At 58.0% G+C, this 25,544-nt stretch carries 25 protein-coding genes and 1 pseudogene; 20 read left to right on the top strand and 6 right to left on the bottom strand.

The features are described from left to right. Window positions 1-6 precede the first annotated feature (6 nt). The 6 genes and pseudogenes from betA to ABFV38_RS05680 all read left to right on the top strand — a co-directional run bounded on the left by betA (window position 7) and on the right by ABFV38_RS05680 (window position 6,819). A complete protein-coding gene (gene betA, locus ABFV38_RS05705) occupies window positions 7-1,671 on the top strand; it encodes a choline dehydrogenase (RefSeq protein ID WP_348958791.1) in 1,665 nt (554 codons plus the stop codon). Window positions 1,672-2,258: 587 nt separating this feature from the next. Then, a complete protein-coding gene (locus ABFV38_RS05700) occupies window positions 2,259-2,822 on the top strand; it encodes a fasciclin domain-containing protein (protein ID WP_348958789.1) in 564 nt (187 codons plus the stop codon). Window positions 2,823-2,865: 43 nt separating this feature from the next. Then, window positions 2,866-3,433 (top strand): annotated as a pseudogene (locus ABFV38_RS05695) (sigma-70 family RNA polymerase sigma factor). Next, a complete protein-coding gene (locus ABFV38_RS05690) occupies window positions 3,430-4,077 on the top strand; it encodes an anti-sigma factor (RefSeq protein ID WP_032649642.1) in 648 nt (215 codons plus the stop codon). Before ABFV38_RS05695 ends, ABFV38_RS05690 begins: the two are co-directional and overlap by 4 nt. 273 nt (window positions 4,078-4,350) lie before the next feature. Then, a complete protein-coding gene (locus ABFV38_RS05685; RefSeq protein WP_048026922.1) occupies window positions 4,351-5,091 on the top strand; it encodes an SDR family oxidoreductase in 741 nt (246 codons plus the stop codon). Window positions 5,092-5,124: 33 nt separating this feature from the next. Further along, entirely contained in the window at window positions 5,125-6,819 is a 1,695-nt protein-coding gene (locus ABFV38_RS05680; protein ID WP_348958786.1) for a thiamine pyrophosphate-binding protein, read from the top strand. Between the two features lie 33 nt (window positions 6,820-6,852). On the opposite strand, the gene ABFV38_RS05675 is transcribed toward ABFV38_RS05680, so the two are convergent. Then, complete coding sequence (locus ABFV38_RS05675) at window positions 6,853-7,551, bottom strand: GNAT family protein (protein WP_348958784.1); 699 nt, start codon at window positions 7,549-7,551, stop codon at window positions 6,853-6,855. A 201-nt stretch (window positions 7,552-7,752) separates the two neighbouring features. On the opposite strand from ABFV38_RS05675, the gene ABFV38_RS05670 reads away from it, so the two are divergent. The 5 genes from ABFV38_RS05670 to ABFV38_RS05650 all read left to right on the top strand — a co-directional run bounded on the left by ABFV38_RS05670 (window position 7,753) and on the right by ABFV38_RS05650 (window position 12,785). Then, complete coding sequence (locus ABFV38_RS05670) at window positions 7,753-9,321, top strand: ABC transporter substrate-binding protein (protein ID WP_348958782.1); 1,569 nt, start codon at window positions 7,753-7,755, stop codon at window positions 9,319-9,321. A 97-nt stretch (window positions 9,322-9,418) separates the two neighbouring features. Beyond that, a complete protein-coding gene (locus ABFV38_RS05665; RefSeq protein ID WP_348958780.1) occupies window positions 9,419-10,432 on the top strand; it encodes an ABC transporter permease in 1,014 nt (337 codons plus the stop codon). Next, complete coding sequence (locus ABFV38_RS05660) at window positions 10,432-11,265, top strand: ABC transporter permease (RefSeq protein WP_348958778.1); 834 nt, start codon at window positions 10,432-10,434, stop codon at window positions 11,263-11,265. Before ABFV38_RS05665 ends, ABFV38_RS05660 begins: the two co-directional genes overlap by 1 nt. Then, entirely contained in the window at window positions 11,258-12,094 is an 837-nt protein-coding gene (locus ABFV38_RS05655; protein WP_348958776.1) for an ABC transporter ATP-binding protein, read from the top strand. The genes ABFV38_RS05660 and ABFV38_RS05655 overlap by 8 nt, the downstream gene beginning before the upstream one ends. Then, a complete protein-coding gene (locus ABFV38_RS05650; protein WP_069719635.1) occupies window positions 12,081-12,785 on the top strand; it encodes an ABC transporter ATP-binding protein in 705 nt (234 codons plus the stop codon). Before ABFV38_RS05655 ends, ABFV38_RS05650 begins: the two co-directional genes overlap by 14 nt. Before the next feature lie 78 nt (window positions 12,786-12,863). Here the strand turns inward: ABFV38_RS05650 and ABFV38_RS05645 are convergent, their stop codons facing one another. The 4 genes from ABFV38_RS05645 to budA form a co-directional block, all read right to left on the bottom strand. Beyond that, window positions 12,864-13,337 carry a cold shock domain-containing protein gene (locus ABFV38_RS05645; RefSeq protein ID WP_045909648.1) on the bottom strand — a complete coding sequence of 158 codons (474 nt, stop codon included), beginning with the start codon at window positions 13,335-13,337 and terminating at the stop codon, window positions 12,864-12,866. Window positions 13,338-13,475: 138 nt separating this feature from the next. Beyond that, the gene (locus ABFV38_RS05640) at window positions 13,476-14,246 is read right to left on the bottom strand and encodes a (S)-acetoin forming diacetyl reductase (RefSeq protein ID WP_023334821.1); all 771 of its coding nucleotides are present in this window, start codon (window positions 14,244-14,246) and stop codon (window positions 13,476-13,478) included. A 20-nt stretch (window positions 14,247-14,266) separates the two neighbouring features. Further along, window positions 14,267-15,946, bottom strand: a complete 1,680-nt coding sequence (gene alsS, locus ABFV38_RS05635) for an acetolactate synthase AlsS (RefSeq protein ID WP_024906953.1) — start codon at window positions 15,944-15,946, stop codon at window positions 14,267-14,269. A gap of 13 nt (window positions 15,947-15,959) precedes the next feature. Further along, window positions 15,960-16,739, bottom strand: a complete 780-nt coding sequence (gene budA / locus ABFV38_RS05630; RefSeq protein WP_086374961.1) for an acetolactate decarboxylase — start codon at window positions 16,737-16,739, stop codon at window positions 15,960-15,962. A 105-nt stretch (window positions 16,740-16,844) separates the two neighbouring features. Between budA and ABFV38_RS05625 the strand changes: the two genes are divergently transcribed. The 9 genes from ABFV38_RS05625 (at window position 16,845) to ABFV38_RS05585 (ending at window position 24,868) form a co-directional block, all read left to right on the top strand. Beyond that, window positions 16,845-17,726, top strand: a complete 882-nt coding sequence (locus ABFV38_RS05625) for a LysR family transcriptional regulator (RefSeq protein WP_348958773.1) — start codon at window positions 16,845-16,847, stop codon at window positions 17,724-17,726. 227 nt (window positions 17,727-17,953) lie between these two features. Then, the gene (locus ABFV38_RS05620; RefSeq protein WP_045909652.1) at window positions 17,954-18,811 is read left to right on the top strand and encodes a MurR/RpiR family transcriptional regulator; all 858 of its coding nucleotides are present in this window, start codon (window positions 17,954-17,956) and stop codon (window positions 18,809-18,811) included. A 127-nt stretch (window positions 18,812-18,938) separates the two neighbouring features. Beyond that, the gene (locus ABFV38_RS05615) at window positions 18,939-20,267 is read left to right on the top strand and encodes an aspartate aminotransferase family protein (RefSeq protein WP_262780333.1); all 1,329 of its coding nucleotides are present in this window, start codon (window positions 18,939-18,941) and stop codon (window positions 20,265-20,267) included. Beyond that, window positions 20,264-20,818, top strand: coding sequence for a carboxymuconolactone decarboxylase family protein (locus ABFV38_RS05610; RefSeq protein WP_196364904.1), 555 nt, complete (start codon window positions 20,264-20,266; stop codon window positions 20,816-20,818). Before ABFV38_RS05615 ends, ABFV38_RS05610 begins: the two co-directional genes overlap by 4 nt. Before the next feature lie 125 nt (window positions 20,819-20,943). Beyond that, the gene (glnH, locus tag ABFV38_RS05605) at window positions 20,944-21,696 is read left to right on the top strand and encodes a glutamine ABC transporter substrate-binding protein GlnH (RefSeq protein ID WP_235402756.1); all 753 of its coding nucleotides are present in this window, start codon (window positions 20,944-20,946) and stop codon (window positions 21,694-21,696) included. A gap of 50 nt (window positions 21,697-21,746) precedes the next feature. Then, complete coding sequence (glnP, locus tag ABFV38_RS05600; protein ID WP_024906945.1) at window positions 21,747-22,403, top strand: glutamine ABC transporter permease GlnP; 657 nt, start codon at window positions 21,747-21,749, stop codon at window positions 22,401-22,403. A 2-nt stretch (window positions 22,404-22,405) separates the two neighbouring features. Beyond that, window positions 22,406-23,128, top strand: a complete 723-nt coding sequence (glnQ, locus tag ABFV38_RS05595) for a glutamine ABC transporter ATP-binding protein GlnQ (RefSeq protein ID WP_024906944.1) — start codon at window positions 22,406-22,408, stop codon at window positions 23,126-23,128. A gap of 21 nt (window positions 23,129-23,149) precedes the next feature. Then, window positions 23,150-24,160 carry a C45 family peptidase gene (locus ABFV38_RS05590; RefSeq protein ID WP_348958771.1) on the top strand — a complete coding sequence of 337 codons (1,011 nt, stop codon included), beginning with the start codon at window positions 23,150-23,152 and terminating at the stop codon, window positions 24,158-24,160. Between the two features lie 252 nt (window positions 24,161-24,412). After that, window positions 24,413-24,868, top strand: a complete 456-nt coding sequence (locus tag ABFV38_RS05585) for a hypothetical protein (RefSeq protein ID WP_348958769.1) — start codon at window positions 24,413-24,415, stop codon at window positions 24,866-24,868. 183 nt (window positions 24,869-25,051) lie between these two features. Here the strand turns inward: ABFV38_RS05585 and ABFV38_RS05580 are convergent, their stop codons facing one another. Then, the gene (locus ABFV38_RS05580) at window positions 25,052-25,480 is read right to left on the bottom strand and encodes a cyclophilin-like fold protein (RefSeq protein WP_348958765.1); all 429 of its coding nucleotides are present in this window, start codon (window positions 25,478-25,480) and stop codon (window positions 25,052-25,054) included. Window positions 25,481-25,544: the final 64 nt, after the last annotated feature.

The raw sequence follows: 25,544 nt of genomic DNA, 5'->3' as shown, positions 1-25,544 counted from the left end.
GTTTATTTGCAATTTGACTACATCATTATCGGGGCCGGCTCTGCCGGCAACGTGCTGGCAACGCGACTGACTGAAGATCCGAACACCACCGTCCTGCTGCTTGAGGCGGGCGGGCCGGATTACCGCTTTGACTTCCGCACCCAGATGCCCGCCGCGCTGGCGTTCCCGCTGCAGGGCAAGCGCTACAACTGGGCGTACGAAACCGAACCAGAGCCGTACATGAACAACCGCCGCATGGAGTGCGGACGCGGCAAAGGGCTGGGCGGCTCGTCGCTGATCAACGGCATGTGCTACATCCGCGGTAACGCGATGGACCTCGACCACTGGGCGAAAGAGCCGGGCCTGGAGCACTGGAGCTACCTCAACTGCCTGCCCTACTACCGCAAGGCAGAGACCCGCGACGTGGGGCCGAACGACTATCACGGCGGCGACGGTCCGGTGAGCGTCACCACCTCGAAACCGGGCGTGAACCCGCTGTTTGAGGCGATGGTGGAAGCGGGCGTGCAGGCGGGCTATCCGCGCACCGACGATCTCAACGGCTATCAGCAGGAAGGCTTCGGCCCGATGGACCGCACGGTCACGCCGCAGGGCCGACGCGCCAGCACCGCGCGCGGCTATCTGGATCAGGCGAAACCGCGCCCAAACCTAACCATCCGCACCCACGCCATGACCGATCGCATCCTCTTTGAGGGCAAGCGCGCGGTGGGCGTCGAGTGGCTGGAGGGTGAAAGCACCATCCCATCCAAAGCGACGGCAAAAAAAGAAGTGCTGCTGAGTGCCGGGGCGATTGCCTCCCCGCAGATCCTCCAGCGCTCCGGCGTGGGCAACGCTGACCTGCTGAAACAGTTCGATATCCCGCTGGTACACGATCTGCCCGGCGTGGGGGAAAACCTGCAGGATCACCTGGAGATGTACCTCCAGTACGAATGCAAAGAGCCGGTCTCCCTCTACCCTGCCCTGCAGTGGTGGAACCAGCCGAAGATTGGCGCCGAGTGGCTGTTTGGCGGCACCGGCGTGGGCGCGAGCAACCACTTCGAAGCGGGTGGGTTTATCCGCAGCCGTGAAGAGTTTGAGTGGCCGAACATTCAGTACCACTTCCTGCCGGTGGCGATTAACTACAACGGCTCGAACGCGGTGAAAGAGCACGGCTTCCAGTGCCACGTCGGCTCCATGCGCTCCCCGAGCCGTGGGCACGTGCGCATCCAGTCGCGCGATCCACACCAGCATCCGGCGATCCTGTTCAACTACATGTCCCACGAGCAGGACTGGCAGGAGTTTCGCGACGCGATCCGCATCACCCGCGAGATCATGCACCAGCCCGCGCTGGACAAGTACCGCGGCCGTGAAATCAGCCCGGGCGTCGAGTGCCAGACCGACGAGCAGTTGGACGAGTTCGTGCGCAACCATGCCGAAACCGCTTTCCACCCGTGTGGCACCTGCAAAATGGGTTACGACGAGATGGCGGTGGTCGACGGCGAAGGCCGCGTTCACGGGCTGGAAGGGCTGCGCGTGGTGGATGCGTCGATTATGCCGCAGATCATCACCGGCAACCTGAACGCCACCACCATTATGATCGGCGAAAAGATTGCCGACGTCATTCGCGGACGCGAGCCGCTGGCGAAGAGCACGGCCGCGTATTATGTGGCGAACGGGGCGCCGGTTCGCCGCTGAGGATATTTCTCCTCACCCTGGCCCTCTTCCATACGGGAGAGGGCTTCCAACAAAATAATGCCTGCACAGACGGCCCCCTCTCCCTTGAGGGAGAGGGCTGGGGTGAGGGGGAACATACGGCTGTGGTGGTCATTCCGTTCACATTATGTTCCTTGCTACTCTGTAACGACATGACCAGTGAACGTGCCAGGACGGCTCAATCGCCGCCGCCCTGGCGACCCGGGCTCCCGGCGGTAAATCGCCGCTTCGCGGTACCCTCAGCTTATTCCTTCAGGCTATCGGGTCGGGCATGAGCCTGCATCCCTGCAGGCCACGCCCTCTCGGCGCATCCCTGCGCCTCGCCCCGGCCTTACGGAAACGCTTCGGCGATTTACAGCCGGACCAGGGCATCGCTGTAAGTTATTCATTTTCCTGAATCACATTTATCGCTTCTGGTTAAAAAATGAATGGAGATCCCTTACCCCATAAGGGAGAGGACGTTTATCTCCCCACCCAAAATTTTTTTATTTACCTGCATCCAGTTTCCCCCCGCCTCTCGTATATGAGTCTGTGAGCAACCCCTTTGCTCCCCAATCCGAGGAAAGATGATGAAAAAGCTAACCCGTGTTGCATTCTTAACCAGCGCTTTACTCTTCTGTGCAGGCGCATCAGCCGCCATGACGTCAGGCTCCGTGATGGTGGGCGGAGCGGAAATGTTCCCGAGCAAAAATATTGTTGAAAACGCCATAAACTCGAAAGATCACACCACGCTGGTGGCCGCCGTCAAAGCGGCAGGACTGGTGGATACGCTTCAGAGCAAAGGGCCATTCACCGTCTTTGCGCCGACCAATGCGGCGTTTGCGAAATTGCCTGCCGGCACGGTCGAGAACCTGGTCAAACCCGAAAACAAAGCCACGCTCACCAGCATCCTGACCTATCACGTGGTCGCCGGTAATTACGATATGAAAGCGCTGGAGCAGAAAATTAAACAGGGCGGCGGCCACGCGGAGCTGAAGACCGTTAACGGTCAGCCACTGTGGATCATGAGCAACGGCCCGCACAATATTCAGCTTAAGGACGGTAAAGGCAATGTGGCGAACATTAGCACCTATGACGTTCATCAAAAAAACGGCGTGATCGATGTGATTGATACCGTCCTGATGCCTAAGTAGTTGTCTATACTTCGGAAGTGTGACGTTGCCTTCCGGGAAAAACATGGATAACGCGCTGGCTGAACAGCAACTGAAATTAATGCAGGCGGTCGCAAACGGCGATCGCAAACGGCGATCGCCGTGCATTTGAACAACTTTATCGACTCACGTCGCCACACCTGTTTGCCGTCGCGCTGCGCATGCTGCGTGACCGCGCGTGGGCAGAAGAGATCCTTCACGACTGTTTTATCACCGTCTGGAGTAAAGCCGAAACCTACAACGCTGCACTGAGCTCCCCGATGACCTGGCTTACGCACATTGTGCGCAACCGCTGTATTGACTGGCTGCGCAGCGGGCAAACCCGCGCTGCCGACCGCGAGACGGCGTATAACGACGCGATTCTGCCTTGCGAGAACGATGAGCAGAATAACTGGCACGACGATGTGCAGGCAGAGCGGCTCAGACAGTGTCTCGAACATTTGAGCAGCGAACAGCGCCAGAGCATTATGCTCGCCTACTATCAGGGAATGTCTCACAGCGACATTGCCGACTGGCTCCAGCAGCCTCTGGGCTCGGTGAAAAGCTGGATACGTCGGGCAATGGACCATCTTCGGGAGTGTGTCGGGCTATGAATGACGCAGAAAAACGCGACGACATGCTGGCAGCAGAGTATGCCCTCGGCACGCTGCGGGGAGGAGCGCGGCTTCAGTTCCAGAAAAGGGTCCTCCATGAACCCGCTCTGGCCGCCCGCGTGGCGTACTGGCAGGACATGTTCAGCACGCTGGATAGTCATCTTGTGCCCGTCCCGCCACCCGAGACGGTGTGGAAGAGAATCGCCCTCGATCTGCCGCCCAAAAAGCCTTTACGCAAAAGTCGGCCTTATGTCGGCTGGATGGCTGCGGCCTCCCTCGCCGCCCTGTCGGTCGTTGCCTGGTATGCCATCCGTACCCCGGAACTCGCTCCGCTGATGGTACTCAACGATACCCAACAGCACGGACAGTGGGTCGTCAGCGCGGACGCCAGCCGTCAGCACCTGAGCATTGCCCCTCTTCGACCAACGGCCGTCGCGGCGCAACACAGCCTGCAGCTTTGGCTGATCCCTGGCGGGCAGGCGCCGGTATCCATGGGACTGCTGCATAACGACATCCCCACACGCGTCACCCTCAGGAACACAACGCTCCCTCCTGACGCCACGATAGCCATAAGCCTTGAACCAGAGGGCGGATCGCCCACTGGACTTCCCACTGGCCCGGTGCTTTACAGTGGCAAATTATAATCCTCAGGCCCTGTTCGCAGGGCCGCTATCGTGACCCCATTTCATTTATATACTATTCTCGGTTACCTATAAGAATTAAATATTAAGCCTGTAATTAATTTAATTATTAAAAAACGACATTGACAGACTCTCCCGCACTCCATTAAGTTTTAAACGAACATCATTTTATTCCCGATACACAATATATCCAAAACCGCGTTAATGAATTTGTCATTATTCATTAACGCTTCTCTGCCTTTTATTTTTTGCATCACTCAATAGCGAGATAAGATCATGAATAATAGTGCAAACAAGGTTGTTGTCATTACCGGTGCCAGCAGCGGTATTGGTCAGGCAATTGCCCTCCATTTAGCGAATAACGCGTTTTCGCTGGTGCTGGTGGCGCGCCGTCTGGACAGAATTAATGCCCTGGTGGATCAGATTATTCAGCAAGGCGGCAAGGCTATTGCCGTCAAGGCCGATGTCACCCGTCAGGAAGAGGTTCAGCGCGCCATTGACGCTGCCGTTGACGCCTACCAGCGCGTGGATGTGCTGATCAACAACGCGGGCTTTATGGCTATCGCCCCGCTTAGCGAGCTGAAAACCGACGAATGGGACAAGATGATTGATACCAATCTGAAAGGGGTACTGTACGGCATCGCTGCCGCTTTTCCGGTGTTCCAGCGTCAGGGCAGCGGGCATTTTATTAACGTTGCCTCCGTCGCGGGCATCAAGGTGCTGGCGCCTGGCGGCGTGGTGTACAGCGCCACGAAATTCGCCGTCCGCGCGCTGAGTGAAGGCTTACGTCAGGAGGCGGGTAAAACCCTCCGCACGACGCTTATTTCGCCCGGTGCCGTCGAGAGCGAACTGCAATTCGGCAGTTCTGACGAAGAGAGCAAAAAATTTCTCCATGAGTTTTATAAGCAGGCTATTCCGGCTGACGCGATTGCCCGCGCGGTTTTATTTGCCATAGAACAGCCTGGCGACGTTGATATTAATGAAATTGTTGTTCGTCCAACGCAGGAAGAATTTTAGCCTGGGTTAAATAATACTGAATGAGGTGTCAGTATGATTAAATCATTAACGTCCTTATCAGATCTCAATATGCGAACGGGTGCCGATATTCTCCTTGAAGTGCTGGAGAGTGAAGGCGTGGAATATATTTTTGGCAACCCCGGTACCACCGAGCTTCCACTCATTGATGCCCTGCTTCGCCATGAAAATATTCACTATATTCTGGCGCTTCAGGAGAGCACCGTGGTGGCAATTGCTGACGGCTATGCGAAAGCCTCCGGCAAGACCAGTTTTATCAATTTGCATACCGCCAGCGGTCTGGGGCACGGGATGGGGAATCTCATTAATTCGCGGATCATGAAAACCCCGCTGGTGGTCACCGTTGGACAGCAGGATACGCGACACTACGTGCGCGACCCGCTCCTGTACGATGACATTGTCTCCATTGGCTCCCCGGTCATGAAATGGGCGCAGGAGGTCACCAGCGCCGACCAGCTCCCGGTGCTGGTGCGCCGGGCGTTTCACGCTGCCAGCTACCCTCCGGCTGGTCCGGTGCTGCTCTCTCTGCCAATGAACGTAATGGAAGAGCTCAGCGACGCCGGGATACAAACGGCCTCTAAAGTGAACTACCACACCGTGGCGGGCTCGCTGGACGAACTGGCCGAAGAACTGAGCCAGGTTACGCCCGGCAGGATCATGATTGTGGCGGGCGATGAGGTGCACTCCAGCGGCTCGACGCAGGAGATTGTCCAGCTGGCGGAAGCGCTCAGCGCCCACGTCTATGGCTCCTCCTGGCCGCTGAATTTGCCTTTTCCCACTCAGCACGCGCTCTGGCGGGGCAATATGCCCACCACCGCCAGCGAAATCGCCAGCATCATCAATGCCTACGATGCCGTATTCATCATCGGCGGCAGAAGCCTGATCACCATTTTGTACAGCGAGGGCGAGGCCATTCCGGCGACCTGCGCGGTGTATCAGCTCTCGGCGGATATGCACGAGCTTGGCCGTACGTATGCCACTCGCCTTTCGGTGATGGGGGATATCAAGCTCTCCCTGCACGAACTGTTGCCGAAGCTTGAGCAGCGCCTGATCGCCAGCAGACTGGTCCACCAGCGGCTGCTGGTTGCGGCCCGCGACGAACGGGAGAAGGAGTGGCAGCAGCAGGAGGAACGTCTGGCCGCCGAGCGGCTACGCCCGGCGATCTCCCCGATGGTCGCAGCCTGGGAAGTCATCCGATCCATTCCGGCGGGTACCACCATCGTTGATGAGGCGATAGCGACCGCCAGGCATGTCCGCCGGTTCATCTCTGACCAGCAGCACCAGCGCTACTACTTTATGCGCGGCGGCGGACTGGGCTGGGGGATGCCTGCCTCAGTAGGGCACTCGCTGGGACGCGGACGGGAGCCGGTGGTCTGCCTGATAGGGGACGGAGCCTCCCTGTACTCGCCGCAGGCGCTCTGGACGGCGGCACACGAAAATCTGCCGGTCACCTTTATCGTCATGAATAACAGGGAGTACAACATCCTGAAAAACTTTATGAAGAGCCAGGCTGACTACAGCTCAACGCGGCTGGGGCGTTTTATCGGGATGGACCTGGTGAACCCGCATATCGATTTTCAGTCGCTGGCCACCGCCATGGGCGTCCACTGCTGCCGGGTAACCGAAGCTGCCGATATCGCCGAAGCGGTAGCGCGCGGGCTACAGTCAGGAAAAACCAACCTGATTGAAATCGCGATTTCCGCGGATTAGCCGCGCGTTTACGCTGTACCCTACATAAAAAACTTATAACCGAAACGCCTCAAGACGCTTTATCTGACGCCCGTCGTCGTCAAAATTCTCCGCCGCCAGCCAGGCGCGCAGCTCCGCATCTCTTTGCGGCCATTCGCCGTCAATAATAGAAAGCATATCGCTGTCGCGGTTGCGCCCTTTGCGCACCAGCTTCTGGCGCAGGCGCCCTTCCCAGACAAACCCCAGCCGCTCCGCCGCCCTGCGCGACGCCACGTTCATCGAATCGCACTTCCACTCCAGCCGCCGGTAGCCGTGCTCAAACGCATTTTTCAGCAGCAGCCACACCGTTTCAGTGCCGATGCGGGAACCTTTCATTTTACGCGACCAGGTGACATGTCCTATCTCCACCGACCCCAGCAGCCGCTCGTTGGCCATATAGCTCACCAGCCCCACCGCCCGTTCGGAGCGTAAGTCAATGACGGCAAACGGCACCAGCTCATCATCCATGACCTTCGCCATGATCCAGTGCGCGGTGGCTTCCACGCTCGTGGGCTGCGTGCTGGCAAGCCACGTCCAGTCGCTGTCGTCGCCCAGCGCGTAGGCCTCATAGAGATCGGCTGCGTGGCGGTCGGCGTCCAGCGGCTCCAGGCGACAATACTGGCCGAACAGCGGCGTGCGGGTTAACGCGCGCGCGCCTTTCCAGCCGGGAACGATATCGTTAACGGTTTGACCATGTTGATTGATTTCGGGCACGACGGTGACTCCCTGAAAGGTAAGGCATTTGTTATAGCAGGTTAAAAAGAGCGCGAAAAGCAGCGTGTTTTAATAGCCCGAGCGCATGCGATATTCCCGGAAGGCATAAGTAAAGCTGAATTTCGACTTTGTGGAATGTCACAGTCGCCCTAACGTAGCGGAGCATAAAACAATCACAATATATTCTTCTCAGGGATCGCTATGACAAAAAAACTGTTGCCGTTACTGGTGCTGGCTGCGCTCTCAGGCGCAGCCCACGCCGCTACGCCGCCCAACACGCTGGTGGTTGCCCAGGGGCTTGATGATATCGTGAGCCTCGACCCGGCCGAAGCCAACGAGCTCTCCAGCATCCAGACCGTGCCGAGCCTTTACCAGCGTCTGGTACAGCCGGACCGCGATAATCCGGAAAAAATCACGCCGATTCTGGCAGAAAGCTGGGAAGCGGACGCGGCAGCAAAAACCCTGACCATTAAGCTTAAACCCGATGCGAAATTCGCCTCCGGCAACCCGCTGCGCCCGGAAGACGTGATCTTCTCTTATACCCGCGCCGTGACGCTGAACAAATCCCCGGCCTTTATCCTCAACGTGCTGGGCTGGGAGGCGAGCAACATCGCCAGCCAGCTGAAAAAGGTGGACGATCATACCCTCCAGCTTCACTGGACGGCGGACGTCAGCCCGTCGGTGGCGCTGAATATTCTCTCCACGCCGATTGCCTCTATCGTCGATGAAAAAGAGGTCGCCGCGAACGTGAAGGATAATGACTTCGGTAACGCGTGGCTGAAAATGCACTCGGCGGGCAGCGGCGCATTCAAAATGCGCGTCTATCAGCCGCATCAGGCCATCGTGCTGGAAGCTAACGACGCCGCGCCCGGCGGCGCGCCGAAGCTCAAAAGCATCATCATTAAAAACGTCCCCGATCCGGCTTCACGCCGCCTGCTGATCCAGCAGGGGGACGCGGACGTGGCGCGCGATCTGGGTGCAGACCAGATTAGCGCCCTGGACGGCAAGCCGGGCGTGAAGGTGCTGAGCATTCCGTCCGCCGAGCAGAATTACCTGGTGTTTAACACCGGCAACAGCGCCAATCCGCTGCTTAATAACCCGGCCTTCTGGGAAGCGTCGCGCTGGCTGGTCGATTATGACGGCATCACGAAGAACCTGCTGAAAGGCCAGTATTTTGTTCACCAGAGCTTCCTGCCGGTCGGGCTACCGGGCGCGCTGGAAGATAATCCGTTTAAATTTGACCCGGCAAAAGCGAAAGCCATTCTCGTCAAAGCGGGCATTAAGGACGCGCACTTCACGCTGGACGTGGAGAACAAGCCGCCGTTTATCACCATCGCCCAGTCGATGCAGGCGAGCTTCGCTCAGGGTGGCGTGAAGGTGGATCTGCTGCCTGCCGCCGGGAGCCAGGTCTATGCCCGCGTGCGCGCTAAGCAGCATCAGGCGGCGATTCGTCTGTGGATCCCGGACTACTTCGATGCGCACTCTAACGCCAGCGCCTTCGCGTGGAACGACGGGAAATCCAGCACCGTGGCCGGCCTGAACGGCTGGAAAATTCCGGAGCTGAACAAGGCCACGCTGGCGGCGGTTGCCGAACCGGATCCGGCGAAGCGTCTGGATCTGTACAAGAAAATGCAGGAACAGCTGCAGCAGAGCTCGCCGTACGTGTTCGTCGATCAGGGCAAAACCCAGATCGTGGTGCGCGATAACGTGAAGGGGTATCAGCAGGGGCTGAACGCGGATATGGTCTGGTACGATCGCGTCACGAAGTAGCCCTTGTTGCCGGGTGGCGCTGCGCTGACCCGGCCTGTGTTCTCGGTTTTTGTAGGCCGGGTAAGGCGAAGCCGCACCCGGCATGAAGAGATTTCCCATGCCACATCTTTCCACCCGCGTGCTTCAGGGCCTGCTGACCCTGCTGCTCACGCTCTTCGGGCTGCTGCTCGTCACGTTTGCGCTCTCGGCGTTTTCCCCGGTCGATCGCGTGCTGCAGATCGTCGGCGATCACGCCAGCCAGTCAACCTACGATCAGGTTCGCCACCAGCTTGGGCTGGATCGTCCCCTGCCCGTGCAATTCTGGCACTACCTGCAAAACCTCGCCCACGGTGATTTGGGCACCGCCAGCGCCACTGGGCAGCCGGTGCTGCTGGATCTGCTGCACGCCTTCCCCGCCACGCTGGAGCTGGCAACGCTGGCGCTAATTATCGGCACGGTACTCGGCGTGATTGCGGGTGTACTGTGCGCCCGCTACGCCGGTTCGCCACTGGACTTAGCGATCAGAACGCTCACCCTGCTCGGCAACTCGGTGCCGATTTTCTGGCTTGGCCTGCTGATGCTGGCCCTGTTCTACGCCAGGCTGCAGTGGAGCGCAGGCCCCGGCAGGCTGGACGATATCTGGCAGTTCACCGTCGAGCCACGCACCGGCTTTGCGCTGATAGATACCTGGCTTTCCGGCGATCGCGAAGCATTCCGCAACGCCCTCAGCCACCTGGTGCTACCGGTGGTGCTGCTGGCCTATTACTCGCTGGCGAGCATTACCCGCCTGACCCGCTCCGCCTGCCTCGGCGAAATGAACAAGGAGTACATCCTCCTTGCCCGCGCCAAGGGCGCCGGGGAGATGACCATTCTGCTGCGCCACGTGCTGCCAAACATTCGCAGTACCCTGCTGACGGTGATTGCCCTGGCCTACACCAGCATGCTGGAAGGTGCGGTATTAACAGAGACCGTGTTCTCGTGGCCGGGCATCGGACGCTATCTCACCACCGCCCTGTTCGCCGGAGACACCACCGCGGTCATGGGCGGCACGCTGCTGATTGGCGTCTGCTTTGTGCTGATCAATAACCTTACCGACCTGCTTGTGCGGGCGACCGATCCCAGGGTGCGCTGATGCCGTTTTATCTCTTCTTACGTCGCCTGCGCCGCTCCCCTGCCGCCGTTTGCGGACTGATTGCCATCGTGCTGCTGGTGTTTATTGCCCTGTTCGCCCCGTGGCTGGCACCGGTTGATCCGAACTGGCAGGACGCCGCCGCGCGCCTGCAGGCACCGACCGGCCAGCACTGGCTGGGCACCGACGGCTACGGGCGGGATCTGCTCTCGCGCCTGATTTACGGCACGCGTCCGGCGCTCGGGCTGGTGGCCCTGGTGACGGTTATTACCCTGCCCGCCGGGCTGCTGGTGGGCATTTTGTCCGGCTACTACGGCGGCTGGATGGAGCGTATCCTGATGCGCTTCACCGACGTGGTGATGTCAATGCCGCGCCTGATCCTCGCCTTCGCATTTGTGGCGATGCTCGGTCCGGGGCTGGTCAACGCCGCGCTGGCGCTGGCCTTAACCACCTGGCCTGCTTACGCGCGGCAGGCGCGGAGCGAGATCCAGCGTCTGCGCCACAGCGATTATCTGGCCGCCGCCGAGATGATGGGGATCCGCGGCCTGCGCCTGCTGGTCGGCCATATTCTGCCCCTGTGCCTGCCCTCCGCGATTGTGCGGCTGGCGCTGGATCTGGCGGGAATTATTCTGGCCGCCGCCGGTCTCGGCTTCCTCGGCCTTGGCGCACGTCCGCCCATGGCCGAATGGGGGGCGATGATTGCGGACGGCATGCAGGTCATTTTCGACCAGTGGTGGATTGCCGCCATTCCGGGCGGGGCGATTCTGTTTGCCAGCCTGGCCTTTAACCTGCTGGGCGATGGCCTGCGCGACGTACTGGAGCCACAGCATGACTAAACCCCGCGTCATCGTCGATGCGCTGAATATCGACTACCCCGCCGCACGCGTGGTCAACAACCTGAGCTTTACGCTTGGCAACGAGCGGCTGGCGCTGGTGGGGGAATCCGGCTCCGGCAAGTCCATGTCCGCCCGCGCCCTGATGGGCCTGGTGCGTAAACCCGGTATCGTGAGCGCCAACCGGCTTAACGTACTGGGCAACGACCTGCTGACCCTGAGCGCCCGCCGCTGGCAGGCGCTGCGCGGCAACGGCATTGCGATGGTCTTGCAGGATCCGCGTTACGCCCTTAATCCCGTCAAAAGCGTCGCCGCCCAGCTTGATGAGGCGCTCACGCTGCATCAGCGCCTGCCGCGCCCGGAGCGTGCGGCGCGTATTCACTACATCCTCCGCGCCGTCGGGCTGAGCGAGAACGTGCTGTCACGCTACCCCGGCGAACTTTCCGGGGGCATGGGCCAGCGGGTGATGATTGCGATTGCGCTGATCAACAATCCGCAGGTGCTGATTGCCGACGAACCGACCTCCGCGCTGGACGCGCGCCTGCGCAACCAGATCCTCGAGCTGCTGGTGCAGCAGTGCGAAGAACGCCAGATGGCGATGCTGTTAATCAGCCACGATCTGCCGCTGGTGGCGGAGCACTGCGACCGCGTGTTGGTGATGTATCAGGGCGAAAAGGTGGATGAGATGACAGCGAGCCAGCTCCCGCAGGCGACGCATCCGTACACGCGAACCCTGTGGACCTGTCGTCCAGACGCCCATACTTATGGACAGATGCTGCCGACGCTCGACCGTTCACAGCCGTGGAAGGAGGCCAACGATGGCGCTCGTTGAGGTTAACCAGGTGCAGGTCACCTTCGGGGAAAAAACGGCGGTCTCTGCCGCCAGCTTTAGCATTGAGAGAGGCGAAACGTTCAGCCTGATTGGCGAATCCGGCTGCGGCAAATCGACCCTTCTGCGCGTGCTGGCTGGGCTGCAGCGCGAGTGGCGTGGCAGTATTGCACTGCTGGGAGAAACGTTAACGCCAGGGCGACGTTTTGAAGGCGAGCTTCGCCGCAACGTGCAGATGGTGTTTCAGGATCCGTGGGCGTCGCTGCACCCGAACCACACCATTGCGCGCACGCTGTCGGAGCCGTTAAGCATCCACGGCGAGACGCAGATCGCGGAAAAGATGGCCAATGCGCTGCTGCAGGTGGGGCTCTCCGCCGACGCGGGCAGGCGCTATCCGCACCAGCTTTCCGGCGGCCAGCGTCAGCGCGTTGCGATTGCCCGCGCGCTGCTGCTGCGCCCGCAGCTTCTGCTGCTGGATGAACCGACTTCGGCGCTGGATATGTCGGTACAGGCGGAAATCCTGAACCTGCTTAACCGCCTGAAGGCCGAGCACGAGATGACCTATCTGCTGGTCAGTCACGACGCGGATGTGATTGCCCATATGTCCGACCGGGCAGCGTTTATGGCGCACGGGGTGATCCAGAAGGTGTTTGACCGTGAGGCGATGTTACGGGGCGAGCACAGGATGGGTTAAGTGCGTGCGGCGGTGCCCGGTGGCGCGTTGAGGTTATTTTGTAGGCCGGGTAAGGCATCGCCGCCACCCGGCAAAACGTTACTTCAGCAGCTTCACCGTGGCATCAATATCGATCTCATCTTCGGTGAAGATCAGCGTCGTGTTCTGGAAGGTGGTGATCGCCAGCTTCTTTACCGTGCGCATTTCGCCCGGTTTTTTATCAGATTTCGGCTTGATGCTGTTCATCAGCAGCCCCACCGACAGCACCGCATTTTCTTTGTCGATTTTGGTATCCGCGGGCTCTTCTTCGTTGAACACCACGAAGGATTTGATCGAGGTGAGCTTCACGCGCTCGCCTGCGATATAGAGATGTTTGCTTTCGGGGATCACCTTCACCGCGTAGGCGGAAAGGCCTTTGTTGTTGGTGGTTGGCTCGAAGGTCACCGCGGCATCTTTCTTAATCAGATCGGGGTTCGCGACCTTAATCACATGAAAATAGCGGTTGTCGCCGTTTTCATCTTTGATAAATCCAAAGCCTTTATCTTTAAACCACGTTGTGATTGTACCGTTCATCGCTGTTACCGCCTGTCAGATCGTAATGACTAAAGTTTTGCAGCGCGCAGTGTAATGCACAATGGCGGAGGAGACAAAAAAAAGCCCCTGCACGGGTGCAGGGGAAAACTCATGTCAGAGCTTATTAGTATTGAATTTTTAGTTGAACACCATCCCACCATCGATGAGCAGCGACTGGCCGGTCATGTAGTCGGAATCCGGTCCCGCCAGGTATGAAACGCAGGCAGCGACATCTTCCGGTTCAGACAGGCGGCCAAGCGTGATGCGTTTGGCAAAGGTTTCGGTCCCGTAGCCCAGCGGTTTACCCGCCGCCTCGGAGACCTGACGGTCGATCTCTGCCCACATCGGCGTTTTCACGATGCCCGGGCAGTAGGCGTTAACGGTGATCCCCAGCGGCGCAAGATCCCGCGCGGCGGTCTGGGTTAAGCCGCGTACCGCAAATTTACTGGAACTGTAGACGGCCAGCTCCGGGTTGCCGGTGTGACCCGCCTGGGAGCAGGCGTTGATGATTTTGCCGCCGTGCCCCTCTTTGCGGAACGCGTCAATCGCGGCCTGGATCCCCCAGATCACCCCTTTCACGTTAATGTTGTAGACCTTGTCGACAATCTCCGGCGTGATGGACTCGATCGGCGTGGACGGCGCAACCCCGGCGTTATTGACGATCACGTCGAAGCCACCCAGCGCGGTGCGGGCTTTCTCCACCGCCGCAAATACCTGCTCGCGGTCAGAGACGTCCACCTTCACGGCGACGGCGTTACCGCCGTTACGGATGATTTCATCGGCGACGGCTCTTGCCGTTTCCACGTTATAGTCGGCGATGGCGACGGCAAACCCATCCTTCACCAGGCGAAGCGCAATCGCTTTACCAATCCCCTGGCCTGAGCCTGTTACGAGAGCAACTTTTTGCATTTCTCTGTCCTTATGTTGAGTCACAAAATCTGGCTGAGATGGAGCTGGCCCATCAGCAGCGGGTTATCGCTGTAGTCGACGGGAATGGCCACCACGGCCGGGCCATCCACATCCATTGCCGCACGCAGCGTGGGTTCGAGCGCGTCGGCGCTCTCCACGGCAAAGCCTTTCGCGCCAAAGGCGTCGGCATAGACTTTGAAATCGACCGGGCCGAACTCGACGCCGGAAAGACGCTGGTATTTTTTCTCCTCCTGAATGGCAACCATGTTGTAGCCGTTATCCACCCAGATGATGTGCAGCACGTTAGCGTTGAGGCGCACCGCGGTTTCCAGCTCCATGCTCGACTGCAGGAAGCCGCCGTCGCCGGAGACCGACACCACCTTGCGGCTCGGGTTGACCAGCCACGCGCCAATGGCCCACGGCAGCGCGACGCCCATGGTCTGCTGACCGTTGGAGATCATCACCTGACGCGCCCGGAAGCTGTAGAGGTAGCGGGCGATCCAGATGTGGAAGCTGCCCATATCCACGGTGAGCGTCACGTCGTTATTGACGATGTCCTGCATGGCGCGCACGATGCGCAGCGGATGCAGGGCAAACTGATTAAGCGAGGCGCCGCGACGATCGAGCAGATCGCGCTGATGCTGGCGGTCGACCAGAATTTCGGAGGCCCGCTGGCTTAGCTCAAGCTTGTGGTCGATACGGTTAGCGAGCTGATTCAGGGTTTCGGCGATGTCCCCCACCAGCTCCAGATCCGGCACGTAGTTACGTTCTTCATAGGCTGGCAGCACATCAATGTGCACCAGCGTGGCGTCGCCGCTGTTCCACATGGACGGCTCGTACTCCACCGGGCTGTAGCCGATGCAGATAATCAGATCCGCCAGATGGAGCAGCCGGTCACCCGCCTGGTTATTGAACAGACCGACGCGTCCGGCGAAGCGGGTGAAGTGCTCCTGATTCACCGCCCCGGCTGCCTGATAGGTGCTGGTGACCGGAATACGGCTTTTCTCCAGCAGCTTGCGCAGCGCCGCGCTGTTGGCGGGCTGGCTCGCCATCAGCCCCAGCAGGATGACCGGGTTTTTGGCCTTTTCGATAAGCTTCGCCACGTCGTTGATGGCGGATTCCGGTGCCGGCCCCATCAGCGCCGGACCGCTGGCGGGTAAAATCGCCCCCGTGGCGGGCTGATCGACAATATCCTGCGGCAGGCTGACGAAGGCGCCCCCCGGCCTGCCGTGCTCGGCGGCGCGAAACGCGTTGGAAACCACCTCCGCAATCGCGTCCGGCGCACTCACCTCCACGGCGTATTTGGTGACCGGGCTGAACATGGCGACGGTGTCCATGCTCTGGTGCACCAGCTTCGCTTTATCCGCCCGCTTCACCGCCCCGCCCAGCGCCACCACCGGGTCGCCTTCGCTGTTGGCGGTGGCAATGCCGGTGATCAGGTTGGAACAGCCGGGCCCGGAGGTGACCAGCGCCACCCCGGCCTTGCCGGTCAGACGCCCTACCGCCGCCGCCATAAACGCCGCGTTGGCCTCGTGGCGCACCGGAATAATCTCGATGGAGGAGTCCAGCAGGGAGTCAAAGACTTTGTCGATTTTCGCCCCCGGGATCCCGAACACCTGCTTCACGCCCTGCGCTTCCAGCTGGCCGACAACCAAATCGGCGCCGTGCGCCCACTGACGTGACTGTTTCTCACTGTTCACGGTAGTTCTCCTGTTAGTTTTCGACGGCACGGATCGCCGCATCCAGATTGCTGGGGTGAAGGTTGGCCTGTAAAAACGCGCTGTCGGCGGGCAGGTCGATCATCAGCTTGTGAATTTCACCGAAGGTGAGCACGCCGCTCTCCAGCTGGTAGTCGAGCAGATGCCCCCCGCCCTGACGGTCGTCGGTAATGAAATGTTCGTGGTAGCCCGCCACGTTGATGCCCTGCATATGCTGCGGCGTGCGGAACCCGACCAGCACCCCTTCGCGCTGGTTAAAGCGGAACACCGGCTGGTCGTCCAGCACGTCGGTCATCGCGCGGTAAGGCGGCTTCTGGCGCGGTACCGTGCGGGTGTGGGCGTGGCGGAAGTTGCCGTCAATGCGCAGCGCGCAGAACAGGTTATCGGAGGGGATCTGCTGGTCGATCGCGTCGTGGATCTGCTGACGGCTGACCGGCGCATTGAAGGTGATCCGATACTGCGGCTGGAACCAGGTCATCACCGCAAACGGCGTTTTTTGCTCCGGCTTCGCGGCCCGGGCGCTGCCATCGGCGCGCAGCTGGTACACCTGGCTGCTGAAGGCGATCATTTCGCCGTCCAGCTCGTTGAAGGTGCCCAGACCAAAATCACCGTGTGCCAGCAGATCGGCGATGGTGGTCTCTCCTTCATACACGCCGCTTAGCAGGGCGCTCATTAGCGATGTCTGATAGATCACGCTGTCAGGATGCTGAGCAGAGAACCCGCGCAGGGTCTCGCACAGACTGGCTTCACAGTCGCAGGCAGATGAATGCACCATCATGCTCGTCCTCTTCAACTTTATTTAGAAAGGTTAAATAAATGTTGACCCGATTCAGCAGAGAGTTCCAATATAGAAACCATGCTGGTTTGAGACGTTTTAGATATGGAACTTCGTTATCTGCGGTATTTTGTCGCGGTTGCACGCGAGCGACACTTCACCAGGGCGGCCGAAGCGCTGGGTATTTCGCAGCCTCCTCTGAGTCAGCAGATCAAACGGCTCGAAGAGGAAGTGGGCACGCCGCTGTTCAGGCGCCTGACGCGAGGCGTGGAGCTGACCGAAGCGGGAGAAGCCTTCTATGAGGATGCCTGCAAGATCCTGGCGCTGAGCGATGCCGCGCTGGAGAAAGCCCGCGGCATCGCGCGCGGGCTGAACGGTAACCTGTCGATTGGCATCACCAGCTCCGACGCTTTTCATCCCAAAATTTTTACCCTGATTCGCCAGTTTCAGGTGCAGAACATGGCGGTGCAGGTTCACCAGGTGGAAGCCAATATGTCGTCGCTGACGACGATGCTGGCGGAGGGCGAACTGGATATCGCCTTCGTGCGCCTACCGTGCGAGAGCAGCAAGGCGTTCGAGTTAAAAATCCTCGACCGGGAGCCGATGGTGGTGGCGCTGCATCGCGATCATCCGCTGGCGGCGTGCGATTCGCTGGCGTTAGAGCAGCTTCGGGATACGCCGGTGGTGCTGTTCCCGCAGGAGGTCGCGCCGGGCCTGTACGACCGGGTTCACGGCTGCTGCGAGCGGGCCGGGATTGACATGCAGCACGCGCTGCAGTCGTCGCAGCTTTCCTCCTCCCTGAGCATGGTTTCCGCAGGCGGCGGGTTCGCGCTGGTGCCGAAATCCATGGCGGCTATATCTCCGCCGAATGTCACCTATCACACGCTGAGTTCACCGGAGCTTTATACCGACATCGCGCTCTGCTGGCGCCGTTTTGAACGCTCGCGGACGGTGAAGCGGTTTTTGACGATGCTGAGCGAAGGGTGACGGCAGCGCGCAGTGCCCGGCGGCGCTGCGCTTGCGCGGGCCTACGGTTGGGGACGCGGTCAGGTTGGGTTTCACACGCCTGATGCTCTCTGTTCAGCTCCCCGTTGACTTATTTGCGCTGTGTTTTCATCATCCGTTTCAGGGACAACGCGAGTCCGTTCAGTCTGCGAAGATCGAACGTCACTTGACAACAGCAGCGCTAACCTTAAACAGCGGGACTATTTGCTATGAATCCAAGGGAAAATATTGTCAGTACATTCAGTGAGTTGTCTGCGGAATTACAGCGTGCTGCCGAGTTCTCGCTACAGAATACCAATCAACTGGTCGTGCTATCGATGCGTGCCTTCGCCAGTGAAGCCGGTGTAAAACCCGCTACGCTGCTGCGGCTAGCGCAACGATTAGGCTACAACGGCTGGGGTGAACTCAAAGACGCATTCATCGATGAACTCGGGCTGCGCAATGATACATATGTATCCAAAGCCGAGAAGCTGATCGCCAAAGGGACTCAGCCGCAGCTGTATGAAGAGGTGTTTCAGGCGCATCAGGCCAATTTGGCTTTCACACAGCATGAAAACCATCAGGCCATGGAGCAAGCTGTAACGCTGCTGGACGCGGCTGAGAATGTCTATATTTGCGGCTTCCGGGCCAGCTTTCCTATCGCCTGGTCGCTGTTTTATGTCTATCGACTGTTCAATCGGCAGGCGTCGTTAATTGATGGTCTGGCGAGCAATATCGAGGTGTTCACCCGCGAATTAACAGCACAAGATTGCCTGTTACTCACCAGTTTTGCCCCCTATTCGCGTGAGTCGCTCGATGTCCTGCGCGCGGCCCAGCAGGCAGGCGCGACGATCGTTGCCATCACGGATTCTCCCGTCTCGCCATTAGCCCAGGCTGCCGATTGCACGCTGCTGTTCTCCATAGACAGCCCGTCGTTTTTCCCCTCCGTGGTGTCCGGCATGGGGCTGGCCGAGTGTTTACTGGCGATGCTGGTCGCGCGCCATGGTCGAGATGCAGTGAATAAAATCGAAAATGCTGAACGCTACCTTATTAACTCTGGTGCCTATGTGGTGCCCGGGAAACCCTGAAAAATAATTCATTTGCATCCGGCATAAGAAAACTGAATACATTTGAATCAAAATGAAATTGACGTGATACAAATGAATCCTGCATGATGCGCTTCATTAGCACAGCGCATTCAGGAGCAGGACCAGCATGACCCATATCATTCACCGCAGTCTACGCAGCACGCCCGCCGTAGCGGTACGCGCCCAGGGGGCGTACATTTTTGATGCACAGGGAAAACAGTATCTGGATGCCTGCGGTGGCGCCGCCGTTTCCTGTTTAGGCCACGCGCATCCTGACGTGCTGGCTGCGATGCATCGCCAGATCGATCAACTGGCCTATGCCCACACCAGTTTTTTTACCAGCGACACCGTTGAGCAGCTTGCTGAACAGCTGACGCGCACGGCGCCTGGCGATCTTAACTATGCCTATTTCGTTTCGGGCGGTTCGGAAGCGGTTGAAACCGCGCTCAAGCTGGCGCGCCAGTATTTTGTTGAGATCGGCCAGCCGTCGCGCACCAAATTTATCGCCCGTAAGCAGAGCTATCATGGCAATACCCTTGGGGCGCTCGCGGTGGGAGGCAACGAATGGCGCCGCCGCCAGTTTGCTCCCTTGCTGATCGACGTGATCCGCGTTTCGGCCTGCAATGAATATCGCGACCGCCGCGCTGACGAAACCCAGCAGCAATACACCACGCGTCTGCTCAACGAGCTGGAGCACGCCATTATTGAGGCCGGTCCCGACACCATTATTGGTTTCTGTGCAGAAACCGTGGTGGGGGCCACCACCGGCGCCACCCCGCCTACCCCGGGCTATCTAAAAGGTGTACGCAACCTGTGTGATAAATACGGCATCCTCTACATCGCGGATGAAGTCATGTGCGGCATGGGACGCACCGGCACATTGCATGCGTTCGAACAGGATGATGTGGTGCCGGATTTGGTGACCATCGCGAAGGGGCTGGGGGGCGGCTATCAGCCGATTGGCGCAGTATTAGCGAGCGAGAAGATTGTCTCAGCCCTGCAGGCCGGTAGCGGTCTGTTCCAGCACGGGCACACCTACATTTGCCACGCGACCGCCGCGTCCGCAGCCCTGGCCGTGCAGCAGGTGATTGCGCGCGATAATTTGCTGCAGGCGGTGAGGCAACAGGGGGATTACCTGCACAGCGCATTGCGTGAAGTGCTGGGGGAATTACCGCACGTCGGTGATACGCGTGGACGCGGCTTGTTTGCGGGCGTTGAGCTGGTACGCGATAAAGAGAGCAAAACCCCCTTTGATCCTGCCCTGAAGCTGCATGCAGCCATCAAAGCAAACTGTATGTCACGTGGGCTGATGGTCTATCCAATGGGTGGAACCATTGACGGGCAGTATGGCGACCATATCCTGATCGCACCACCGTTTATTGTCACGCCTGGCCAGCTCGACTTTGTGGTAGACACGCTGAACACCGTAATTCGCGAAGAGACCAGCAAATTATGATCAATCGTTTACCGCCGCTGGCGGAGCATGAGTGGGACGACCAGCAGCGCGCGTTGGCCGAAGAGATAATCAACGGGCCCCGCGGTGCGCTGCTGCCACCTTTCGAGCCGCTGCTGCGCAGCCCAGAGCTTATGGCGCATGCACAACGCATGGGGGAATACCTGCGTTATCGCAGCGCACTGGGGCAGCGCCTGTCTGAACTGGCGATTTTGATGACCGCGCGGCACTGGTCGCAGCCTGTGGAGTGGGCGATTCATGCGCCGATAGCGCGCGAGAAAGGTATATCTGCCGCGGCGGTGCAGGCGATTAATGAAAAGCGTCTTCCAGAGGATCTGCTGCCGGATGAATGGGCGGTCTATCACTTTTGCAAGGAATTGCAGGAGCAGCAGAAGGTCAGCGATGCCACCTGGCAGCACGCTATCGCGCTGTGGGGCGAGAAAGGCGTGGTGGACCTGATCGGCATCAATGGCTATTACAGTTTTCTCTCAATGGTAATGAACGGCGCACAGACGCCGGTACCCGACACCCGGGATGAGATTATTCCCGCATAAGCTTTCGCTTTAAATTTGGCGCATGAAAGTGCGCCCTGCATATCAACATTTTATTTCCCCACCCCGCAGATGTATTTCGCCGGGTGACATTCATGCACGCTACTTCACTGACGCCGAGGGTTATCATGTCTGGATTATTAACTAAATTAAAAGTTACGTTAGCGCTGGTCGCTTGCTCCGCCAGTTTTGTGGCACAAGCGCAGGATAAATTAACGGTTGGCGTTGATACCGCCTTTGTCCCCTTTGAATTTAAACAAGGCGATAAATACGTCGGCTTTGATATTGATTTGTGGGATGCCATCGCAAAAAAAATGGATGTCAGCTACGAATTACGCCCGATGGACTTCGGGGGACTGATTCCGGGTTTGCAATCACGTAATCTGGATGTCGCCATGGCGGGCATTACGATTACCGACGCGCGTAAACAGGTCGTCGATTTCAGCGACGGTTATTATGATGCTGATTTATTAATGGCAGTGAAAAGCAGCGATAATACCATTAATAAATTCAGCGATTTAGCAGGAAAGAAAGTGGGATTAAAGCAGGGAACGGCGGCGGCCAGCTTTATGAAAAGCAAATATAAGGCGAACTATGTTGAATTCCCGAATATCGACAACGCCTATCTTGATTTGCAGGCAGGTAACCTTGATGCCGTGGTACATGATTCCCCCAACGTGCTCTATTACGTAAAAACGGCGGGTGATGGCAAAGTGAAATCGACCGGCGAGACTGACAGCATTCTGCCGCAGCACTACGGTTTTGCGATGCAGAAGAACAGCAGCCTGACGCCGAAGATCAACGCCGCACTGCAGGCGTTACGTGCGGACGGAACTTACAACAAGATTTACGTGAAGTGGTTTGCTAAACAGCCAAAATAATCCCGCCAGGTCGGAGCGATCCGACCTCGTTGCATCTTAACGGGTAACATATGAATTTCGACAGTAAATATATTTGGGAGTCCCTGCCGCTGCTGTTGCAAGGACTACAGCTGACGCTGATTATTTCATTATCAGGTTTATTGGGTGGTTTTGTTATTGGCCTGCTGGCGGGAACCTGCCGGGCGCTCGGAGGGAAAATATCAAAAACAGTCTCGTTAGTTTTTGTCGAGTTAATCCGCGGAACGCCTATTATGGTGCAAGTGATGTTTATTTACTTCGCACTCCCCATGGTGTTACCGATTCATATCGACCCGGTAACGGCGGCCATTACGACCATTGTGATTAACTCGGGTGCTTATATTGCAGAAATCACCCGAGGGGCGATCCTCTCGATTAATAAAGGTTTTAGAGAGGCCAGCCTGGCGATGGGATTATCCCAGCGTAGCACGCTATGGCATGTCATTATGCCGCTGGCACTACGCCGTATGATCCCTGCGTTGGGTAATCAGTGGATTATCAGTATTAAAGACACCTCGCTGTTTATTGTGATTGGTGTGGCGGAATTGACTCGTCAGGGGCAAGAAATTATTGCCGGTAATTTCCGCGCGCTGGAAGTCTGGACCGCAGTGGCAATGATCTACCTGCTGGTGACGCTGTGCCTGAGTTTCCTGCTGAAGCAACTGGAGAAGAGGATCCATATTTTATGAGCATGGTTGAATTTAGCGCAGTGTCGAAAAATTTCGGCGCCACTCAGGTACTGCACGACATCAATTTAAAAATTGATGCTGGCGAAGTCGTGGTGATCATCGGCCCTTCCGGTTCTGGCAAATCGACGCTGCTGCGCTGCATTAACAAGCTGGAGGAAATTTCCTCCGGCACGCTGCTGGTAGCGGGAATGCATATTACCGATCCTCACGCTAACGAATGTGATATCCGCCGTGAAGCCGGGATGGTGTTTCAGCAGTTCCATCTGTTCCCCCATCTGACGGCGCTGGAGAATGTGATGTTTGGTCCGGTTCGCGTACGCAAACAGAGCAAAGCCGCCGCGCGGGAACAGGCGCTGGCGCTGCTGGACCGCGTTGGCTTACGCGAACGCGCCAGTCACTACCCATCAGAGCTCTCTGGCGGTCAGCAGCAACGCGTGGCCATTGCCAGAGCCCTGGCGGTGAAACCGAAAATGATGCTGTTCGATGAGCCGACCTCAGCGCTGGACCCCGAATTACGGCATGAGGTGCTGAAAGTCATGCGCTCGCTGGCCGAAGAGGGCATGACCATGGTGATTGTGACCCATGAAATCGGCTTCGCCCGCGATGTGGCATCCCGGCTCATCTTTATTGATGGCGGTACCATTGCCGAAGATGGTCCACCTGATATGCTGCTGAATAGCAGTCGCAATCCCCGCCTGAAAGAATTTTTGCAACACGTATCCTGAACAGAAGTGAATGATAACACTATGAAAAAAATAGACATTCGTGGTTCCGCTTTTGCAGTAGGTCAGGCGCTTGGCGCGTTCGGCCACGAGGCCTGGCATGCAAAACTGACGCAAACGGCGTTGTGGCAAACCGTTACCGCCATGAAAGACGCAGAACAGACCCGGTGCATGCGCTCGCGGGTCCAGTCTCAGTATCCCCTGATCTGGCAGGAGCTGGAGGGATTGGCCGAGGGCCTGGAGGCACCGTTTGATGAGGTGTTTGCCTGGAACTGCCGCGGCGATCTGGTGCGCTCAACCTCTGATGGCTGCACCACGGTAGCGGGAAGCACCGCGGAGGGAGAGCTGATTATCGCGCATAATGAAGACGGTTTCCCGCAGCTTCGCAATGACTGCGCCATCGTCAGCATCACCCCGGATGACGGCCTGGCGTTCACCAGTTTCACTTATCCGGGATCGATTTGCGGACACACCTTCGCCGTAAACGAAAAGGGTGTGGTGAACACGGTGAATAACATACGCGCTTTGCACCGTCCGGACGGCATGCCGCGCCAGATACTTGCCCGCGCTGCGCTGAATGCCGCCAGCCTGGATGAAGCTATCACTATACTGACCTCATCACCACGCGCCGGAGCCTTTCATCATACGCTGGGACAAATGGGAGACAGCCGGCTGTTTAGCGTGGAGGCGACGGGAACAGGCTGTTCCGTCACGCCGCTGCGGGACGTTTTCGCCCATGCTAATCACCTTATCCACCCTCAGCTTGATGCGGTTGAGCAGGTGATCACTGACAGCTCCCGGTCACGCCAGCAGCGGCTTAACGCCTGGCTGGAGACGCAATCTCACCTTGATGGTGCAGCGGCTCTGGGGATTCTTTCAGACCAGCATGATCCTGCGCTCCCGATTTATCGTCTCTCGCCACACGACCCGGATGAAGAGAACACGCTGGCCACGGCCATTTTTACCCTGAGTACGTCGCAGATAAAATGGCAGATATTCACACACGATCGGCAAAAACCCGTTTTACAGCAGTAATGCCCGACGGCGCTGCGCTAGTGCGGGCCTACAGGCTGTGATTTTTGTAGGCCGGGTCAGGCGTAGCCGCCACCCGGCAATGCCCTTCTGGAAGCCGCCTCGCAAACCTGCAAGCAACCTTATGTAATTCAGGGGCATCCCCTTTCCTTCCTTTTTTCACCGCCGTAAAGTGCCTGCGTTGCGGCACATCCGTAACCGGGCGTAGGAACCCGTTAGCATAACATGACATTTTTTGGACAAAGAGGATGCTAAATGGCGACTACCCCTAAATTTTCCTACGCGCTTTCTGAGGAAAGCGCTGTTCATCAGCTCATCACCCACCCCATTTCCGATTCTGCGGATCTCTTCGAGCTGGCCGATGCCTGCGCCGCTTACGTAAGCGTACTGGTGGAAACTGACGATGCGGTGACGTTTGCCGCGCTTTGTAAGCAATTGCTGGCTGCGCTCAAACGGCTGCGCAAGTGCTGTGACTCGGAACTTCCGCCGTATCTGGTTGAACAGCTGATTGCGGGGGAAAAGATTGCTTCCTGCGTGCCGGACTGCTGGCAAGAGACGACGTTGCAGGTGGATTATGCCGTAGCATTAACGCTGGCGGTGATGGGCGGGACGCTCCCTGTAAACGTGGCGAAAGAACTGACCGGACTGCTGCATGATATGGTCTGGCTGCTGGCGGAGTTTGTGAAGGAGCCGTATATTACAGCGCACTGAGGTGAGTGATGGGAGGCTGGAATTCTGCTGGGTAAGAAGCAGGATTTCGGCCTCATACAAAATACAATGTTATTTATTGATTGTCTGTTAAGAGCGAAAAGCGGACGCTGACCCGGACACCTAAGTTATGCTCAATGAAGACAAATAATGTTACTGCATCAAATTATCGAAATTGAATTGCAATCAATGTGCCATCTCAAATGTCACATCAATATTACCCGTATGCCTTAAAATCCCAACTCCAGAGTGGATACGACCCACTTTCTGAAGGTTACCTATCCGTTCATTGTTCTGTTCGTACATGATCACGAAACTGTGGCGGGGAGCCCAGTAAACAACATCGCCCACTTCATAACCGCTGGTCTGCGTTTCGTTTGCAGGCAGGGCATCCGGGAACCGGTAGCACATTTCGCGTCCGTAAAGATCTTCCATGGGCAGCGTCAGCGGAAAGCGAGAGACCAGCGCCCGGGTGGTGGCATTGTCATAAAACGTTGCCGTCATCACATGGTCACCTGCGGTGATCTTGACCCGGATACCTTCGGCCTCAGCCCCCAAAGATGAAAATGACACCGCCGTCAGGGAGGCCAGAGCAAGCATGACTGGTTTGAACATAAAACTCTCCGTTGTTTTTATATTTTCAGGAATAACGGCACTGCAATAGTGCCGTTCAGAAACA

The sequence above is a fragment of the Enterobacter cloacae complex sp. Mu1197 genome, from assembly GCF_040059225.1.
GTDB lineage: Bacteria > Pseudomonadota > Gammaproteobacteria > Enterobacterales > Enterobacteriaceae > Enterobacter > Enterobacter quasiroggenkampii.
This window is presented reverse-complemented; position numbering and strand designations above follow the sequence as displayed.

Bases quoted from the DNA above. Each gene is read 5' to 3' on its own strand.
- ABFV38_RS05660 (WP_348958778.1), top strand. From the start codon at position 10,432: ATGCCGTTTTATCTCTTCTTACGTCGCCTGCGCCGCTCCCCTGCCGCC.
- ABFV38_RS05580 (WP_348958765.1), bottom strand. From the start codon at position 25,480: ATGTTCAAACCAGTCATGCTTGCTCTGGCCTCCCTGACGGCGGTGTCA.
- ABFV38_RS05625 (WP_348958773.1), top strand. From the start codon at position 16,845: ATGGAACTTCGTTATCTGCGGTATTTTGTCGCGGTTGCACGCGAGCGA.
- ABFV38_RS05590 (WP_348958771.1), top strand. From the start codon at position 23,150: ATGAAAAAAATAGACATTCGTGGTTCCGCTTTTGCAGTAGGTCAGGCG.
- ABFV38_RS05650 (WP_069719635.1), top strand. From the start codon at position 12,081: ATGGCGCTCGTTGAGGTTAACCAGGTGCAGGTCACCTTCGGGGAAAAA.
- ABFV38_RS05670 (WP_348958782.1), top strand. From the start codon at position 7,753: ATGACAAAAAAACTGTTGCCGTTACTGGTGCTGGCTGCGCTCTCAGGC.
- ABFV38_RS05655 (WP_348958776.1), top strand. From the start codon at position 11,258: ATGACTAAACCCCGCGTCATCGTCGATGCGCTGAATATCGACTACCCC.
- ABFV38_RS05665 (WP_348958780.1), top strand. From the start codon at position 9,419: ATGCCACATCTTTCCACCCGCGTGCTTCAGGGCCTGCTGACCCTGCTG.
- ABFV38_RS05645 (WP_045909648.1), bottom strand. From the start codon at position 13,337: ATGAACGGTACAATCACAACGTGGTTTAAAGATAAAGGCTTTGGATTT.
- ABFV38_RS05615 (WP_262780333.1), top strand. From the start codon at position 18,939: ATGACCCATATCATTCACCGCAGTCTACGCAGCACGCCCGCCGTAGCG.
- budA (WP_086374961.1), bottom strand. From the start codon at position 16,739: ATGGTGCATTCATCTGCCTGCGACTGTGAAGCCAGTCTGTGCGAGACC.
- ABFV38_RS05610 (WP_196364904.1), top strand. From the start codon at position 20,264: ATGATCAATCGTTTACCGCCGCTGGCGGAGCATGAGTGGGACGACCAG.
- ABFV38_RS05680 (WP_348958786.1), top strand. From the start codon at position 5,125: ATGATTAAATCATTAACGTCCTTATCAGATCTCAATATGCGAACGGGT.
- ABFV38_RS05700 (WP_348958789.1), top strand. From the start codon at position 2,259: ATGAAAAAGCTAACCCGTGTTGCATTCTTAACCAGCGCTTTACTCTTC.
- glnH (WP_235402756.1), top strand. From the start codon at position 20,944: ATGTCTGGATTATTAACTAAATTAAAAGTTACGTTAGCGCTGGTCGCT.
- ABFV38_RS05685 (WP_048026922.1), top strand. From the start codon at position 4,351: ATGAATAATAGTGCAAACAAGGTTGTTGTCATTACCGGTGCCAGCAGC.
- ABFV38_RS05640 (WP_023334821.1), bottom strand. From the start codon at position 14,246: ATGCAAAAAGTTGCTCTCGTAACAGGCTCAGGCCAGGGGATTGGTAAA.
- ABFV38_RS05585 (WP_348958769.1), top strand. From the start codon at position 24,413: ATGGCGACTACCCCTAAATTTTCCTACGCGCTTTCTGAGGAAAGCGCT.
- glnQ (WP_024906944.1), top strand. From the start codon at position 22,406: ATGGTTGAATTTAGCGCAGTGTCGAAAAATTTCGGCGCCACTCAGGTA.
- glnP (WP_024906945.1), top strand. From the start codon at position 21,747: ATGAATTTCGACAGTAAATATATTTGGGAGTCCCTGCCGCTGCTGTTG.
- ABFV38_RS05620 (WP_045909652.1), top strand. From the start codon at position 17,954: ATGAATCCAAGGGAAAATATTGTCAGTACATTCAGTGAGTTGTCTGCG.
- ABFV38_RS05690 (WP_032649642.1), top strand. From the start codon at position 3,430: ATGAATGACGCAGAAAAACGCGACGACATGCTGGCAGCAGAGTATGCC.